The following is a 15,274-nucleotide window of genomic DNA, read 5'->3' as shown; positions in this document are numbered from 1 at the left end:
GGCCGGAACGGATACGCATGACAACCGGCGAACTGACGATACGCCTGGCCCAGCCAGGCGATCACGAATGGATCATCGCCGCGCATGGAGATGTCTACGCGGCGGAGTTCGGTTTCGACGGGCGCTTTCGCGACAGCATCGCCGACAAAATGCAGGCGTTTCTCCAGCGGTCCGGGCCATTCAATGGTGTCTGGGTCGGGTGGGTGGCAGGCCAGCGCGCGGCGTCGATTGCCGTTTCCGAACGGCCCGGCGGCGTGGCGTTCCTCAATTTTGTCCTGGTCTTGCCGCAGTTCCGGGGCCGGGGTATCGGGCGTGCCATGATGCAGGCCGCCCTCGATCATGCGCGCGCGCATGGGTCGAGGCAAGTGCAGCTTGAAACCTACAGCTGCCTGGTGGATGCCAGGGCGCTGTACCGGCGCCTGGGGTTTCGCGCGATGAAGGTCGTGCCGGGGCAAGAGGCGTTCGGGCAGACATTCGAACAAGAGTTCTGGGCCCTGGGCCCGTAGGCCCAGTACTCGTCGCCGTATCGCGCCGCCATCGCCGTGGGCGGTTCAGCCCGCCCAGCCCGAGTTGCGGATCACGCTGCAGAAGTTGGCGGCAACGAAACCTGGCTCCTTGTCGGCGATGACGTCGGCCTTCACATTGCCAAAGGTGGTGTGCGGCTTGTGCTTGATGCCGTCGTAGAAGGCCTGGATGATGTCCTCCTTGAATTGCGGCCCGCGCGGATGCGCGGCCACCACGGCCTGGCGCTGGGCATCGCTGTATTCGGCATAGCTCAGGCCCAGCACGTCCATTTCCACGCCCGCGGTGACCAGCGCCACGACCGGGTGCATGAATTCCGGGATGCCCGGGGTGGTGTGCAACGCGATCGCCGTCCAGACCAGGTCGATGTCCTGCTGGGAAATTCCCCGGCTTTGCAGAAAATCGCGCGCCGCGTTGGCGCCGTCCACTTCAAAGCGGCAGCAGCCGCTGCAGTGCTGGTGCGTGAGGCCCATGTCGTGAAACATGCAGCCGCAGTACAGCAGTTCGGGGTCGAACTTCAGGCCGCGCCGCTTGCCGGCCAGCGCGCCGAAATAGTAGACGCGGCTGGAATGATGGAACAGCAACGGCGATTCGGTATCGCGCACCAGCTCGGTGATTTCGCGCGCCAGTTGGCTGTCGGGGATCTGGATGCCGTCGATGGAGAAATTCATGGCGTGAGTCCTGTGGGAAACGTGTCTTCATTGTCTGCTCGCGCTAGAATGTCTTCAATAAGCGTATTACGTTATTTTCTGCCAAATCACGCGATTCTCAGCCATGACCAAAACCATTGCCGTGTTGGCCTTGCCGGGTGTGCAGATGCTCGACGTATCGGGTCCGCTGGATGTCTTCGCGCAGGCCAATGCTGAACTGGGGCGGGCGTTCTATTCGCTGCATGTCGTGGCCTGCGAGCCCGGGCCGGTCCGCAGCTCATCCGGGCTGTGCCTGTTGCCGGATTCAACGGTCGCGCAACCGCCGCCCCGGGTGAACACTTTGTTGGTCGCGGGTACGCCGAACGCCGCCCGCACCGTGTTCGGCAGCGCAGTGCTGCAATGGATCCGCGCCACCGCCCGTGGGGCCCGGCGCTACGGCTCCGTCTGCACCGGGGCCTTCGCGCTGGCCGCTGCCGGCCTGCTGGACGGCCGCCGGGCGACCACCCACTGGAACGCCGCCCACGAGTTGTGCCGGGCTTATCCGCGCATCACGGTCGAGGACGACGCGCTGCTGGTGCGCGACGGCAAGGTGCGGACCGCGGCCGGCGTGACGGCCGGGCTGGACCTGGCCCTGTCGCTGGTGGAAGAAGACCTGGGGCGCGAACTGGCGGCCGACGTGGCGTCGCAATTGGTGATGTATTTCAAGCGCCCCGGCGGCCAACTGCAGTTCAGCCGCAAGGGGCAGGCGGGGCCGGTCGGACGGTCGGCGCTGCAGGATGTGCAGCGCTGGGCGGCGGCGCACCCGGAACACGACTTGTCAGTGGAGGCGCTGGCCGGACACGCGGGGTTGAGCGCGCGCCATTTTGCGCGCCTGTTTCATGCCGAGGTTGGCGTGACGCCAGCGGCATGGGTGGAGGCCATGCGCGTCGGCGCCGCGCGCGAATGGCTCGAGTCGGGGGCCATGACGCCCAAGCAGGTGGCGGCGCGCTGCGGCTTTGCCAATGTCGATACGCTGCGCCGCGCGTTCGTGCGGCATGTGAGTGTGTCGCCGGCCGTGTATCGGCGGCATCATGCCGGAAACACCGATGATGCGGAGCGCCGCTAACGAGGTAGGGCGGACGCCGCGCTATTCCGCGTTTGCCGCCCAGGGCTGGTTACTGAAGCGTCCGGCCAAGTAGTCGATGAAGGCCTGCACCCGGGCCGGCCGCCTGCGTCCCGGCGGCGTCAGGATATGCAGGGCGATGGGTTCGACCTGCCAGTCCTCCATCACGGTTTCCAGCCGGCCCGCCTGGATGTCCGGCCAGGCCAGGAATTCCGGCTGCAGCGCCAGCCCCAGCCCGGCCAGCAGGGCGTGGCCGAGCGCCTCGGCGTTGTTGACGCGCAGCGCGGCTTCCATCGACTGCGTGAATTCGCCATGCCGCAAGTGGCGGAACCGCCAGCTCGGGCCGTGGCGGGAATAGGCATATTGCAGGGCGCGATGCTCGGCCAGCTCGCGCGGATGTCGGGGCCGCCCGTGGCGCTCGAAGTAGGCGGGCGCGCCGACCAGCAGGATGCGCACGGTGCACAGGCGCCGGGCCAGCAGGCTGGAGTCGGCCAGGGTGGAAATGCGCAGCGCCAGATCGAAGCGGTTGGCGACCAGGTCGACCAGCTCGTCGCTGAATTCGATATCCAGGCTGATGTCTGGATGAGCATCCATGAAAGGCGGCAGCGCCGGCGCCAGGTGCGACAGCCCGAACGACATGGGCGCGGCGACCCGGACAGGGCCGCGCAGGCTGGCCGACTGCTCCGCCAGGCCCGCCTCGACCGCTTCGCCTTCCTCCAGGATGCGGGTGGCATGCTCCAGGGCGCTCAGCCCGCTTTCGGTCAGCGTCATGCGGCGCGACGTGCGGTGGAACAGCATGGTTTTCATGCGTGCTTCCAGGCGGGAGATGGCCTTGGAGACGGTGGCCTGCGATAGCGAGAACTCCGCGGCGGCGCGGGCAAAGGAGCCGGTTTCGGCCACCTTGGCAAAGATGGCCCAAGCTTCCAGGTCGGGTAGTTTCTTCATGGCTGTCTTGGAATTGGTTTTGCTGAATAGATTCCGATTTTTGCATATTGGAAAACCATGACAGCTATCTCATGAGTTCGTAACAGCAGCCTGAAACAGTCCTGGTTTCTATCTGGAGCCACGGCGGCGCAGTCTTGTCCATCGCAATTATGGAAAGGATGAAATTCTTTTATCGCGATTCTTTTCGGGTGGCAGGGCTCCTACACTGCGTGCATCGGAAAACCGTTGTGGAGGAGGCCTGTCATGATCGAACGTCGCCCCTTCGACCGCCTGGGTGGCGCGCACCACGGCTGGCTGGATGCGAAGCATCACTTTTCCTTTGCGGAATACCACGATCCCGCGCGCATGCACTGGGGCGCGCTGCGGGTCTGGAATGACGACACTGTCCAGCCCGGCGCCGGCTTTCCGCCGCATCCGCACGCGGACATGGAAATCATCACCTATGTGCGCGAGGGCGCCATCACCCACCAGGACAGCCTGGGCAACACGGGGCGCACCGCGGCCGGCGACGTGCAGGTGATGAGCGCCGGCACCGGTATCCGCCATTCTGAATACAACCTGGAACCGGGGGTCACCCGGATCTTCCAGATCTGGATCTTTCCCAATCGCAAGGGCCAGCCGCCGTCCTGGGGCACCAAGCCCTTTCCCAAGAGCGGGCGCGCGGGCCAGTTCGTGGCGCTGGCCAGCGGGCTGGACGGCGATGACGAGGCCCTGCCCATCCGCACGGATGCGCGCGTGCTGGGCGCGACGCTCAAGGCCGGGGAAACCGCCGAATACCGCTTCGCCGGCGGCGGGCGGTACGGCTACCTGGTGCCGGCCAGCGGCAAGGTCGAAGTGGGCGGCGTGACGCTAGAGGCGCGCGACGGCGCGGCGATCCACGACGAGGACGTCATCCGCGTCACCGCGAGCCAGGACGCCGAGTTGATTCTGGTCGATGCCGCAGCCTGAGCAGGGCGGCCGATCGCGCGGGGAGTCCGGCTGCGACATCCCCGCGTTGCCCGTCGCCCCGGCGCCGCGCCGCCGGGGCGGGATCGCGTACCGGGCAGCCGCACGGCACGCCGCAGCACATGCCATCCAAGGATCAATGTAAGGAGTCTTGCCATGTCCAACTATCTTGAAGTACTGACCCCGCAGAACAGCCAGATCATTTTCATCGACCAGCAGCCGCAGATGGCCTTCGGGGTGCAGTCGATCGACCGCCAGGCGCTGAAGAACAATGTCGCCGGCCTGGCCAAGGCGGCCAAGGTGTTCAATATCCCGACCACCATCACTACCGTAGAGACCGACAGCTTCTCGGGCCCTACGTATCCCGAGTTGCTGGCAGTGTTCCCCGGACACAAGATCCTGGAGCGCACGTCGATGAACTCCTGGGATGACCAGAACGTGCGTGACGCGCTGGCTGCCAACGGCCGCAAGAAGGTCGTCGTCTCGGGCCTGTGGACGGAAGTCTGCAACACCACATTCGCGCTGTCCGCGATGCTGGAAGGCGACTATGAAATTTATATGGTCACCGATGCCTCGGGCGGAACGTCGATGGACGCGCACAAGTATGCGATCGATCGCATGGTCCAGGCCGGCGCGGTGCCGGTGACCTGGCAGCAGGTGTTGTTGGAATGGCAGCGCGACTGGGCGCGCCGCGAGACTTACGATGCTGTAATGGAGATCGTCAAGGAGCATTCCGGCGCCTATGGCATGGGCGTGGATTATGCCTACACCATGGTTCATAAGGCTCCCGAGCGCGTGCGGCACGGCGAGCGCATCGGCCCCAATCCGGCCCAATAGCCCCGGACACTCCGGCCCGGGCACGGTGCCGTCGGAAAGCGAGGTGAAGCATGAAACTCTATATTCTGTCTCTCGGCGCCGGCCTGCTGGTCGGAATCGTCTATAGCGTGCTGAATGTACGCTCGCCGGCGCCGCCGCTGGTGGCGCTGGTCGGGCTGCTCGGCATCCTGGTGGGCGAGCAGGTGCTGCCGGTGGGCAAACAGCTGTTGAGCGGCGCCGCCTTCAGCGCCGCATGCGACAAGGCGCAGGCCACCAGCCACGTGCTGGGCCAGCTGCCTGGCCGGCACATGGTGGCCCGGACGGCCGCTCGCGATTCGTCCCGGGAGACCGGCGCATGACATCCCGCCGCAGTATCCTGGGCGCCGCCACCACGCTGGCATCCGCGCTGGCTGTCAGCGGCGCGCTAGGCCGCGCCGCGGCCGCCGAGGCCATCAGAAAAGGAGCATCTACCGTGTCCGATTCGAGTCCCGACATCATCTTCCACAACGGCCAGATCACCACGCTGGATCGCGCCCGGCCGGTGGCCAGCGCGGTGGCGGTCAAGTCCGGCCGCTTTGTCGCCGTTGGCGGCGATGCGGACGTCATGCCCCTGGCGGGCCCGCAGACCCGGATCGTCGACCTCAGGCGGCGGCACGTGCTGCCGGGCTTGTTCGACAACCATACCCACGTGGTGCGCGGCGGCCTTAACTACAACATGGAGCTGCGCTGGGATGGCGTGCGCTTGCTGGCCGACGCGCTGGACATGCTCAAACGCCAGGTCGAGATCACGCCGGCGCCGCAGTGGGTGCGCGTGGTGGGCGGCTTCACCGAACACCAGTTCGCCGAGAAGCGCTTGCCCAGCCTCGACGAGATCAACGCCATCGCGCCCGACACGCCGGTGTTCTTGCTGCATCTGTACGACCGGGCGCTGCTCAATGGCGCGGCCCTGCGCGCGGTGGGATACACCAGGGACACGCCCGAGCCGCCGGGAGGCCAGATCGTGCGCGATGCCAATGGCAACCCCACCGGCCTGCTGCTGGCCAGGCCCAACGCGACCATTCTCTACGCGACGCTGGCCAAGGGGCCGAAGCTGCCGCTGGACTACCAGGTCAACTCCACGCGTCATTTCATGCGCGAACTGAACCGCCTGGGCGTGACGGGCGTGATCGATGCCGGCGGCGGTTTCCAGAACTATCCCGAAGATTACGAGGTGATCCAGAAGCTGGCCGACGATGGCCAGATCACCGTGCGGCTGGCCTACAACCTGTTCACCCAGAAGCCCAAGCAGGAAAAAGAGGACTTTCTCAAGTGGACGTCTTCAGTCAAGTACAAGCAGGGCGACGATTACTTCCGCCACAATGGTGCCGGCGAGATGCTGGTGTATTCGGCGGCCGACTTCGAGGACTTCCGCGTCGAACGCCCGGAGATGCCACCGCAGATGGAACGCGAGCTCGAGGAAGTGGTGCGCGTGCTGGTGCAGAACAAATGGCCCTGGCGCCTGCACGCCACTTACGATGAAACCATCTCGCGCGCGCTCGACGTGTTCGAGAAGGTCCACCAGGACACGCCGCTGGCCGGCATCAACTGGTTCTTCGACCACGCCGAGACGATCTCGGACGAGTCCATCGACCGCATCGCCGCGCTGGGTGGCGGCATCGCCGTGCAGCATCGCATGGCGTACCAGGGCGAATACTTCGTCGAACGCTATGGCGCGCGGGCTGCCGAGGCCACGCCTCCCATCAGGCGCATCCTGGATAAGGGTGTCAAGGTCTCGGCCGGCACCGATGCCACGCGGGTCGCGTCGTACAACCCATGGGTGTCGCTGTCGTGGATGGTTACCGGCAAGACGCTGGGTGGGCTGCAGCTCTATCCCCAGCGCAACCTGCTCGATCGCGAGACAGCGCTGCGCATGTGGACCGAGAACGTGGCCTGGTTCTCCAACGAGGAAGGCAAGCGCGGCCGCATCTCGGTTGGCCACTTCGCCGACCTGATCGTGCCCAGCAAAGACTATTTCAGCGTGCCCGAGGACGAGATCTCGTTCCTGACCTCGCACCTGACCGTGGTGGGCGGGCGCGTGGTTTATGGCGAAGGCGACTTCGCCGCGCTGGACGACAACCCCTTGCCGCCGGCCATGCCGGACTGGTCGCCCACGCGCTTGTTCAAGGGCTATGGGGCGTGGGGCGAACCGGATGGTGCCGGCAGGAATTCACTGTATCCACGCTACCAGGCCATGGCGTCGTGCGGCTGCGCCAGCGCCTGCGGGCTGCATGGCCACGACCATGCGCGTGCCTGGGGCGCGAAGGCTCCGGTGTCGGATCTCCAGGGGTTCTTCGGGGCCCTGGGATGTTCCTGCTGGGCCGTGTGACGGCGGACGGCGGAGGTCGCCATGTCCGGATTCATCCCGTTCGAGCGCCGGCTGGCCGGTTACGCCCGGCCCATCCTGGGCGGCGGCGCGGCGCGCTTCGTCGCATATCTCGGCCTGTGCGCCGCCTACCTGCAGGGCGGCCTGGTCAAGCTCGTGGATTTCTCTGGCGCCGTGGGGGAAATGGCGCACTTCGGCCTGGCGCCGGCGCCGCTGTTCGCGGTGCTGGTCATCGGGCTCGAGCTGGCGGCATCCGCCATGATCCTCACGGGCTGGTGGCGCTGGCTCGGCGCACTGGGGCTGGCGGGCTTCACCCTGCTGGCCACGGGCCTGGCGCTGCGCTTCTGGGAGCTGCCTGCCGGCCCGGCGCGTTTCGGGGCGGCCAATTCGTTCTTCGAGCACATCGGGCTGGCGGGCGGCTTCCTGCTGGTTGCCTGGCTCGACTTGAATAAGGAACACGCAGCATGACGCCCGACACGCCTCCGCCCTCGTCCCCGCCTGCCGCTGCGGGCGGCTTCGCGCCGCTGCGCCAGACGGTCTTCGCCGTCCTGTGGGTGGCCACCATCATCGGCAACACGGGTAGCTTCGTGCGCGATGTGGCCAGCGCCTGGCTCATGACCGACCTGTCGCCTTCGCCGGCCGCTGTCGCCCTGGTGCAGGCGGCCGCGACGCTGCCGGTTTTCCTGCTGGCCATCCCCGCTGGCGTGCTTTCCGATATTCTCGACCGACGCAAGTTCCTGATCGGCATCCAGTTATTGCTGGCCGGCACCAGCATTGCCTTGATGCTGTTGTCGGCGCTCGGCCTGCAATCAGTCACTTCGCTGGTCGCGCTGACGTTCCTGGGCGGCATCGGCGCGGCGCTGATGGGGCCGACCTGGCAGGCGATCGTGCCCGAGCTGGTCGGCAAGCAGGACCTCAAGAGCGCGGTGGCGCTCAATTCGCTGGGCATCAATATCGCGCGCGCCGTCGGCCCCGCGCTGGGCGGGGTGATACTGGCCGGGCTGGGCGCGGCGTTCACGTACGGCGTCGATGTCATCAGCTACGTGTTCGTGGTGGCCGCGCTGTTGTGGTGGCGTCGGCCGGCGGTCGCGCAGGATGAGCTATCCGAGCGTTTCGCGGGCGCCTTTCGCGCCGGCTTGCGCTACGCGCGCGCCAGCCGCGAACTGCATGTGGTGCTGTTGCGGGCTTTCCTGTTCTTTGCGCTGGCCAGTTCGGTCTGGGCCCTGCTGCCGCTGGTTGCGCGCGCTCTGCTGGGTGGCGGCGCCGGTTTCTACGGCATTCTGCTGGGCGCGGTGGGAGCCGGCGCGATCGTCGGCGCCATCGTCATGCCCAAGTTGCGCGACCGCTGCAGCGCCGACGGCCTGTTGCTGGGAGCCGCGCTGGTGACGGCCGCCGTGATGGCTTTCCTGTCCATCGCCCCGCCGCAGTGGGCGGCCGTCGTTGCCCTGCTGGTGCTGGGCGCGGCCTGGATTACCGCGCTGACCACGCTCAACGGCGTGGCGCAGGCCATCCTGCCCAACTGGGTGCGGGGGCGCTCGCTGGCTGTCTACCTGACGGTGTTCAACGGCGCCATGACGGCGGGCAGCCTGGGCTGGGGCGCCATCGCGGAAGGCCTGGGCGTGCCGATGACCCTGGTGGCCGGCGCGGCCGGGTTGGTTGTCGTCGGGCTTGCCGCGCACCGGGTCAAGCTGCCGCGCGGGGATGCCGACCTGGTGCCGTCCAATCACTGGCCCGAGCCCCTGACCGTCGCGCCGATCGAGCATGATCGCGGGCCGGTGATGATCCTGATTGAATACCGCATCGCGCCCGAAGACCGCACCGGCTTCCTGCAGGCATTGACCAGGCTATCGGCCGAGCGGCGGCGTGACGGCGCCTACAACTGGGGCATCACGGAAGACGCGGGCGATCCCCAGGTCATGCTCGAATGGTTCCAGGTCGAATCCTGGGCCGAGCACCTGCGCCAGCACCATCGGGTATCCCGGGCCGATGCGGATATCCAGGCCGAAGTGCTGCGCTTCCATCGCGGCGAGGCGCGGCCGGTGGTCAGGCACTTGCTGGCCGTGGCGCCCGCCAACAAGGCGGGGACCCGCTAGCACCGCTGCCGGATCCGCGCCGGCTCAGCGGTCGGGGCCGCCTTGCGCGGTTCCGCCGTCCTGCCGGTCCCGCGGCAGGCACGCCAGCACCAGCAGCGAGCAGGCCCCCGCGCAGATGAAGGCATAGGTGTATCCGCCGCCGGCCGCCACAAATGCCGCGAAGGCCGTGGGCGCGACCATGTTGGTCAGGTTGACCAGTATGCTGGAGCCGGCCGCCGTTTCGGCGATGAGGTGCGAGGGCGAGCGCCGCGCCACTTCGGCGATTTGCACGCCATTCCAGCTTGCCGCCGAGCAGCCCGCCACAAACGCCAGCGCGACGACGGCCCAGAGCGGCCATTGCGGGCTGGTCAGCCCCAGTAGCGCGGTCGTCGCTGCGGAGAAGACCGCCGCGATCGACAAGGTGGCGGTGGCCGAGCGCAGATAGTCGGATAGCCAGCCCAGCGCGATGCGGCCGATCACGCCGCCCGCCTGCATCACGGCGAACACCGCGCCGGCCAGTCCCAGGGAGAAGCCCAGCCCGTCTATCAGGTAGATGACGGTGAACGTGAACCAGCAGCTTTGCGAGACCGCGAACAGGCTGCCCACGACCGACATCTTCAGCAGGCCGCGGTTGTGCCCCAGGGCCGCCAGCGGCACGCTGAGCGTGCGCAGCGATTGCAGCGTCGGCATATGCAGGGCGCGGCGCTTTTTCGCGGGCGTTTCATCGAGGCCCGCGCTCAGCCGCCAGGTAAGCAGGGTGGGCAGCAGCACTACCAGCGCACAGACCAGCAGCGCCATGCGCCAGCCGGCCAGCGCCACCACCACGGGCACCAGCAGCCCCGCCACGACGCCGCCCACGGGAACCCCGGCCTGCTTGATCGAGAACATCAGGTTGCGCTTGCCCGGCGGCGAGAAGCGTTGCAGCACTTCGCTGCCGGCCGGGTTGGCGGCGCCGTTGCTCAGGCCCATGATGAAGCATGCCGTCAGGGCGATGCCGACGCTCGGGTACAACAGCAGCGCCATGCAGAGGGCGCCCAGGAACAGCGTGAGCTGCAGCGTGCGCATGCCGCCTATCTGCTTGAGCAGGGCCGAGCCCGCCACCAGGATGGCGAGCCCGCCCAGGGAGTTGCTGGCCGTCAGGTAGCCGATGGAACTGCCGCTCCAGCCGAATTCGGCGGACATGGCCGGGGCGACGATGGGAATGAGCCGACTCAGGAACGACGAAGTGGTCTGCAGGGTGAAGATAGCCACGACAGGCATCAGCCAAGCGGGTGCAGCGCGGGTCATTGCGTCTCTTGCGTCGTTCTTGTGGGGATGGGGGAAGCGCCAGGCCGCTCGCCCTGCCAAGCCTGGTCTTTCTATTCATGATACCCCCGCGGCGCGCGGGGCCGCGGCGCCGTACGTCAGAAGGCTTGCCAGATCATGTACATGCTGGTCAGGGTCATCACGATTTTGAAGCCCAGGCGGAAGGTCGCCTCGGGCAGGTTGTCCAGCGTGCGGGTACCCATCCAGGTGCCGGCCACGCCGCTGGCGATCATTGCCGCGATCAGCGGGGCCCACTGCGCGTACGCGAAACCCAGCGTGCCGAAGACCAGGATCTTCATGCCGTGCTGGATCACCATGCAGGCCGCGTGCGTTGCCACCAGCGGCTGCTTGATCAGGCCGGTGCGGGCCAGCAGCGCGGCCACCAACGGCCCGGTGGCACCCACCAGCATGGTGCAAAAACTGGATAGCGCTCCGCCCAGCACGAAATAGGCCTTGCCGTGGCGGCGGGCCGTCGCGCTGGGCTTCTTGCGGTACACCGACCACAGGATGAACAGCGCCAGCGCCACCTTGGCCAGCATGTCGGGGATGCTGATGACCACGGAGGCGCCCAGCGCGATGCCGGCCAGGCTGCCCAGCGCGAACCACAGCAGCACCGGGGCCACCAGGTGGCGGCGCTGGATGATGACGCGCCCGCTGTTCGAACCCATCTGCACTACGCCATGCACCGGCAGCACGCTGGTCACCGGCAAACCCAGGCTCAGCACCGCCAGCATGGCCACGCCCCCGCCCAGGCCCATGGCGGCGGTCAGCCCGGAGGTGAGAAAACTGGCGGCCACCAGAACGGCGGCGAAGACGGGCGTGATCTCGGCGGGAACGAAGGGCATGATGCTCTCGGCAAACGGACGGCAGTGTAGCGTGCTTCGACCGGAGCACTGGTGAATGTCGTTCATAACTGATCTGACTCGGCGCCGATAGATAACCACGCGCATCACTTCTATCATCGATCCGTTAGGACCGGAGGCGGGCGGGCACGCCTGCAGGTTTCAGCAAGGAGCAGCGAAGGTGGACGACCTGGAGACCTGGAAGAGGCTGGCGCGCGAGCATCGCGGCGTGACTCAGGAACTGGCGGCTTTCATCGCGGGGATCAAGCCCGGCGACATTCCCGGCAAAACCCGGGAAATTCTGGGTCATGCCCTGGTGGACGCACTGGGTTGCGGCCTCTACGGGCTGACCACTCCATGGGGCCGCATCATGGCGGAATTCGCCCGCGAGCAGCAAGGCCCGGCCGAGGCCGCCCTCTGGGGTGGCGACGCGCGCGTCAGCGCGGTCAACGCCGTGCTGGCCGGCGGCACCGCCATCCACAGCTTCGACTTCGACGACCATAGCCGTGCCAAGATCCATCCGGGCGCGCTGGTCGTACCCGTCGTGCTGGCGCTGGCCGAACGCCAGAATGCTGGCGGCGACCTGGTGCTGGCGGGCATGGCGGCCGGCTACGAGGCGATGAACCGTGTCAGCCAGGCATGCAATCCGAGCCGGACGCGCATGCGCGGTTGGCACCTGACCGGCACCGCGGGCACCTTCGCGGCGGCGGCCGCCGCATGCGTGATGCTCGGGCTCGACGCCAGCACCACCGCCAGCGCGCTGGGCCTTGCCGGCACGCAGTCTGCCGGCACGTGGGCCTTCACCGCCGACGGCGGAATGAGCAAGCGCATGCACCCCGGCCGATCGGCGCAGGCGGGCTTGATGGCCGCGCTACTGGCGCAGCGCGGTTTCGTCGGCCCGCGCTATATCCTGGAAGCCGAGGACGGCGGACTGTTGTTCGGCATGTCCGACACGCCGCGTCCGGCCATGCTGGTCGAAGGCCTGGGTCGCCGCTGGCATTCCGACGAAACCTGCTTCAAGCCGCACGCCTGCTGCGGCAGCAACCATGCCTGTGTCGACGCGGTGCTGGACCTGATGCGCGACAACAGGCTCGAGCCAGCCGATGTCGAGCGCGTGGTGGCCGGCGTGGCCAGCGTGGTCGACACGCAGACGGGCTTCGAATACCGGGCCGATTCCGTGCTGAACGCCCAGATGAGCCTGCGCTACAACATCGCCGTCGCCATGTTCGACGGCCAGGCCTACCTGGAGCAATTCACCCCCCGGCGCATCGTCGAGCCGCGGGTGGTGGCCTTGTCCCGGCGCGTGGAGATCGAGATCGATCCGGAAATCGACCGCGCCTATCCAGAGATCTACGGCGGCAGGGTCACGCTGGTCACCAGGCAGGGCCAGACGCTGACCCGCCGGGTCGATTATTCGCGCGGCATGCCGGAAAACCCCATGTCGCGTGGCGAGATCGACGGCAAGTTCATGTCGCTGGCGTCGGCCGCCGTGGGCGCCGAAGCGGCCGCCAGCGTGCTGGAAGCCGCGCGCGATTTGTTCCGCGCCGATTCGGCCAGCCGCCTGGCCGGCTTGCTGGCGGGGGCGCGCGTGCATGACACCGCCGGCGCGCCCGTCACGGCATGATCTTGTCCCAGTCGGGATTGCCGGAGATTTCTTCCAGCAGGAAATTCACGAAAGTGCGGACCTTGGGTGAAAGGTTCCGGCTGGGCAGGTACACCACTGACACCGGCGGGCCTTCGCCGACGTAATCGGTCAAGATCGGGCGCAGCCGCCCGGCGCGGATGGCGTCGGCCGCGATGAAATTGCTGATCATGGCGATGCCCAGGCCGGACGACGCTGCCTCGAGCAACGACTCGGCATTGTTGACATTGAGCTGGCCCGACACGGTCTTGGGACACGGCATGCCGTCCTTGCTGAACGGCCAGTCCCGGTAACGGCCGGTGTGCATCAGCACGTATGCCATGCAATGGTGCTGGTCCAGCTCCTCGGGCGTGCGAGGCTCGCCGTGCTGTGCCAGATACTCCGGCGAGGCGCAGGCCATGAATCGCAGGTGGCAAAGCTTGCGGGCAATCAGCCGGGCATCGGCCAGTTCGCCGATTTGCACGGCGACGTCGATGCCTTCGTAGGCCAGGTCCACGTTGCGGTCGCTCAGTTCGGCATCCAGCACGAGGTCGGGGTGCTGCTTCAGGAAGCGGGGCAGCATCGGCATGATGACGCGCCGCCCGAAACCCACCGGCAGGTGCACGCGCAGCCTGCCGTGCGGGCTGGAGGTGGCCTGGCCCAGCAGATTCTCGGCGTCCTCGATCTGTCCGAGGATTTGCAGGCAGTGCTCGAAAAAGCTGGCGCCGTCGTTGGTCAAGCCCACCGAACGGGTCGTGCGGTGCAGCAGCCGTACGTTGAGTTCCTGTTCGAGCCGGGTGATGGCCTTGCTGACGGCCGAGGATGTCAGCCCCAGCCGCTTGGCGGCCTGGGTGAAGCTGCGCGTTTCCGCTACGCGGACGAACACGCGCAGGGCGTTGAGATTTTCCACGCCAAGTCTCCGGATTATGGTCGCGAACCAGTTTAGTGAAACTGATTCACTAGTATTTTGAATTTCGAGTCATTTATCTATTTTTATAGCGTAATTAGACTGCCTGCATCAACTACATAACCAACATGTACCGCAGGCACGGTGCAAATCGGGAGACAACAATGCGCGCATCCGGACCCATGGCTGCTGCCCGCCCGGCCTGGACGAGGCGAACCCTTGCCGCCCTGGCCTCGCTGTTCCTGGCCGGCGCCGCCGCCCAGGCGGCGGGACAGCCCGACGGGTCCTTTCCCGGCCGTCCCGTCAAGCTGATCGTGCCGTTTCCGCCGGGCGGCGGCACCGACATCCTGGCGCGGCCCCTGGCGCAGCGGTTGAGCGAGTACTGGAGCCAGCCGGTGGTGATCGAGAACCGCGGCGGCGCGGGCGGCAACGTCGGTGCCGCGGCCACGGCGAAATCCGCGCCCGACGGCTACACCTTGCTGTTCACCCCGGTCATCACGCTCGCAGCCAACCAGAGCTTGTACAAGTCGGCCGGCTACGACGCGGTGCGCGACTTCGCCGCGGTCACGATGCTGGTCAGTACCCCCAACATCCTGGCGGTGCCGTCGGCCATGCCGGTGAAGACGGTGCAGGAGTTCCTGGACTACGCCCGCGCCAAGCCTGGGCAGTTGAACTTCTCATCATCGGGCAACGGCACGCCGCCGCACCTGGCCATGGAAATCCTCAAGCGCATGACCGATGTGAAGATCACCCACGTGCCCTACAAGGGCACCGGCCCCGCGGTCACGGATCTGATCGCGGGCCGGGTACAGGCAATGATGCTCAACGCGCCGGTGGCGCTGCCATATCTGGAGTCCGGCCAGTTGCGCGGCCTGGCCACCACCAGCGCGAAGCGGCCTTCGTCGGTGCGCGATCTGCCCACCCTGGACGAAAGCGGCCTGAAGGGCTACGAGGCCGACACCTGGTATGGCCTGTTCGTGCCAGCCGGCACGCCCCAGGCCGTGGTCGCCAAGCTCAACGCCGACGTGGCACGGGCGTTGAACTCGCCCGACATCAAGAAACTCTACGCCGGGCAGGGCGCCGAAGTCGTGGGGGACAGCCCCGAGTCGGCGGCCGCGCGGGTGCGTGCCGATGTGATCAAGTGGCGCGATGTCATCAATGACATCGGCCTCAAAATGGATTGAC

General features: G+C 67.1%; 15 protein-coding genes. 10 read left to right on the top strand and 5 right to left on the bottom strand.

Annotation, left to right across the window (positions count from 1 at the left end; translation table 11 throughout):
• The first annotated feature begins 17 nt into the window (after positions 1-17).
• Positions 18-506, top strand: a complete 489-nt coding sequence (locus tag ACKTT0_RS07485; RefSeq protein ID WP_407849327.1) for a GNAT family N-acetyltransferase — start codon at positions 18-20, stop codon at positions 504-506.
• A gap of 45 nt (positions 507-551) precedes the next feature.
• Here the strand turns inward: ACKTT0_RS07485 and ACKTT0_RS07480 are convergent, their stop codons facing one another.
• Positions 552-1,193, bottom strand: coding sequence for an HD domain-containing protein (locus tag ACKTT0_RS07480; protein ID WP_407849326.1), 642 nt, complete (start codon positions 1,191-1,193; stop codon positions 552-554).
• A 103-nt stretch (positions 1,194-1,296) separates the two neighbouring features.
• Here ACKTT0_RS07480 and ACKTT0_RS07475 point away from each other — a divergent pair, with 103 nt between their 5' ends.
• Entirely contained in the window at positions 1,297-2,277 is a 981-nt protein-coding gene (locus ACKTT0_RS07475) for a GlxA family transcriptional regulator (protein ID WP_407849325.1), read from the top strand.
• A gap of 21 nt (positions 2,278-2,298) precedes the next feature.
• Here the strand turns inward: ACKTT0_RS07475 and ACKTT0_RS07470 are convergent, their stop codons facing one another.
• Positions 2,299-3,219 carry a LysR family transcriptional regulator gene (locus ACKTT0_RS07470; RefSeq protein ID WP_407849324.1) on the bottom strand — a complete coding sequence of 307 codons (921 nt, stop codon included), beginning with the start codon at positions 3,217-3,219 and terminating at the stop codon, positions 2,299-2,301.
• A gap of 243 nt (positions 3,220-3,462) precedes the next feature.
• Between ACKTT0_RS07470 and ACKTT0_RS07465 the strand changes: the two genes are divergently transcribed.
• The 6 genes from ACKTT0_RS07465 (at position 3,463) to ACKTT0_RS07440 (ending at position 9,435) form a co-directional block, all read left to right on the top strand.
• On the top strand, positions 3,463-4,167 hold the full coding sequence (locus ACKTT0_RS07465; RefSeq protein WP_407849323.1) for a pirin family protein: 705 nt from the start codon (positions 3,463-3,465) through the stop codon (positions 4,165-4,167).
• 153 nt (positions 4,168-4,320) lie between these two features.
• On the top strand, positions 4,321-5,001 hold the full coding sequence (locus ACKTT0_RS07460) for a hydrolase (RefSeq protein WP_407849322.1): 681 nt from the start codon (positions 4,321-4,323) through the stop codon (positions 4,999-5,001).
• A gap of 50 nt (positions 5,002-5,051) precedes the next feature.
• Positions 5,052-5,339: a XapX domain-containing protein gene (locus ACKTT0_RS07455; RefSeq protein WP_407849321.1), complete on the top strand. Its 288-nt coding sequence runs from the start codon at positions 5,052-5,054 to the stop codon at positions 5,337-5,339.
• A 113-nt stretch (positions 5,340-5,452) separates the two neighbouring features.
• The gene (locus ACKTT0_RS07450; RefSeq protein WP_407852390.1) at positions 5,453-7,345 is read left to right on the top strand and encodes an amidohydrolase; all 1,893 of its coding nucleotides are present in this window, start codon (positions 5,453-5,455) and stop codon (positions 7,343-7,345) included.
• A gap of 21 nt (positions 7,346-7,366) precedes the next feature.
• Entirely contained in the window at positions 7,367-7,810 is a 444-nt protein-coding gene (locus ACKTT0_RS07445; RefSeq protein ID WP_407849320.1) for a DoxX family protein, read from the top strand.
• Positions 7,807-9,435, top strand: coding sequence for an MFS transporter (locus ACKTT0_RS07440; RefSeq protein WP_407849319.1), 1,629 nt, complete (start codon positions 7,807-7,809; stop codon positions 9,433-9,435). The genes ACKTT0_RS07445 and ACKTT0_RS07440 overlap by 4 nt, the downstream gene beginning before the upstream one ends.
• A gap of 24 nt (positions 9,436-9,459) precedes the next feature.
• Here ACKTT0_RS07440 and ACKTT0_RS07435 read toward each other — a convergent pair whose 3' ends face one another.
• Both ACKTT0_RS07435 and ACKTT0_RS07430 read right to left on the bottom strand, forming a co-directional pair.
• On the bottom strand, positions 9,460-10,701 hold the full coding sequence (locus tag ACKTT0_RS07435; protein ID WP_407849318.1) for an MFS transporter: 1,242 nt from the start codon (positions 10,699-10,701) through the stop codon (positions 9,460-9,462).
• Positions 10,702-10,817: 116 nt separating this feature from the next.
• Positions 10,818-11,564 carry a sulfite exporter TauE/SafE family protein gene (locus tag ACKTT0_RS07430; RefSeq protein ID WP_407849317.1) on the bottom strand — a complete coding sequence of 249 codons (747 nt, stop codon included), beginning with the start codon at positions 11,562-11,564 and terminating at the stop codon, positions 10,818-10,820.
• 178 nt (positions 11,565-11,742) lie between these two features.
• Between ACKTT0_RS07430 and ACKTT0_RS07425 the strand changes: the two genes are divergently transcribed.
• Positions 11,743-13,185 carry an MmgE/PrpD family protein gene (locus ACKTT0_RS07425; protein WP_407849316.1) on the top strand — a complete coding sequence of 481 codons (1,443 nt, stop codon included), beginning with the start codon at positions 11,743-11,745 and terminating at the stop codon, positions 13,183-13,185.
• On the opposite strand, the gene ACKTT0_RS07420 is transcribed toward ACKTT0_RS07425, so the two are convergent.
• Positions 13,175-14,092 (bottom strand): LysR family transcriptional regulator, encoded by a 918-nt coding sequence (locus tag ACKTT0_RS07420; RefSeq protein WP_407849315.1) that lies wholly within the window; start codon positions 14,090-14,092, stop codon positions 13,175-13,177. The two genes, ACKTT0_RS07425 and ACKTT0_RS07420, sit on opposite strands and share 11 nt — an antisense overlap.
• Before the next feature lie 179 nt (positions 14,093-14,271).
• Here ACKTT0_RS07420 and ACKTT0_RS07415 point away from each other — a divergent pair, with 179 nt between their 5' ends.
• Positions 14,272-15,273, top strand: coding sequence for a tripartite tricarboxylate transporter substrate binding protein (locus tag ACKTT0_RS07415; RefSeq protein WP_407849314.1), 1,002 nt, complete (start codon positions 14,272-14,274; stop codon positions 15,271-15,273).
• The last annotated feature ends 1 nt before the right edge of the window (position 15,274 follow it).

This window comes from Bordetella saccharivorans, assembly GCF_045862855.1.
Lineage (GTDB): Bacteria > Pseudomonadota > Gammaproteobacteria > Burkholderiales > Burkholderiaceae_B > Bordetella_A > Bordetella_A petrii_F.
This window is presented reverse-complemented; position numbering and strand designations above follow the sequence as displayed.

What these genes read in the sequence shown, in the direction of transcription:
- ACKTT0_RS07465 (WP_407849323.1), top strand. Translation starts at nt 3,463, where the DNA reads ATGATCGAACGTCGCCCCTTCGACCGCCTGGGTGGCGCGCACCACGGC.
- ACKTT0_RS07470 (WP_407849324.1), bottom strand. Translation starts at nt 3,219, where the DNA reads ATGAAGAAACTACCCGACCTGGAAGCTTGGGCCATCTTTGCCAAGGTG.
- ACKTT0_RS07415 (WP_407849314.1), top strand. Translation starts at nt 14,272, where the DNA reads ATGGCTGCTGCCCGCCCGGCCTGGACGAGGCGAACCCTTGCCGCCCTG.
- ACKTT0_RS07430 (WP_407849317.1), bottom strand. Translation starts at nt 11,564, where the DNA reads ATGCCCTTCGTTCCCGCCGAGATCACGCCCGTCTTCGCCGCCGTTCTG.
- ACKTT0_RS07480 (WP_407849326.1), bottom strand. Translation starts at nt 1,193, where the DNA reads ATGAATTTCTCCATCGACGGCATCCAGATCCCCGACAGCCAACTGGCG.
- ACKTT0_RS07460 (WP_407849322.1), top strand. Translation starts at nt 4,321, where the DNA reads ATGTCCAACTATCTTGAAGTACTGACCCCGCAGAACAGCCAGATCATT.
- ACKTT0_RS07475 (WP_407849325.1), top strand. Translation starts at nt 1,297, where the DNA reads ATGACCAAAACCATTGCCGTGTTGGCCTTGCCGGGTGTGCAGATGCTC.
- ACKTT0_RS07455 (WP_407849321.1), top strand. Translation starts at nt 5,052, where the DNA reads ATGAAACTCTATATTCTGTCTCTCGGCGCCGGCCTGCTGGTCGGAATC.
- ACKTT0_RS07485 (WP_407849327.1), top strand. Translation starts at nt 18, where the DNA reads ATGACAACCGGCGAACTGACGATACGCCTGGCCCAGCCAGGCGATCAC.
- ACKTT0_RS07440 (WP_407849319.1), top strand. Translation starts at nt 7,807, where the DNA reads ATGACGCCCGACACGCCTCCGCCCTCGTCCCCGCCTGCCGCTGCGGGC.
- ACKTT0_RS07435 (WP_407849318.1), bottom strand. Translation starts at nt 10,701, where the DNA reads ATGACCCGCGCTGCACCCGCTTGGCTGATGCCTGTCGTGGCTATCTTC.
- ACKTT0_RS07445 (WP_407849320.1), top strand. Translation starts at nt 7,367, where the DNA reads ATGTCCGGATTCATCCCGTTCGAGCGCCGGCTGGCCGGTTACGCCCGG.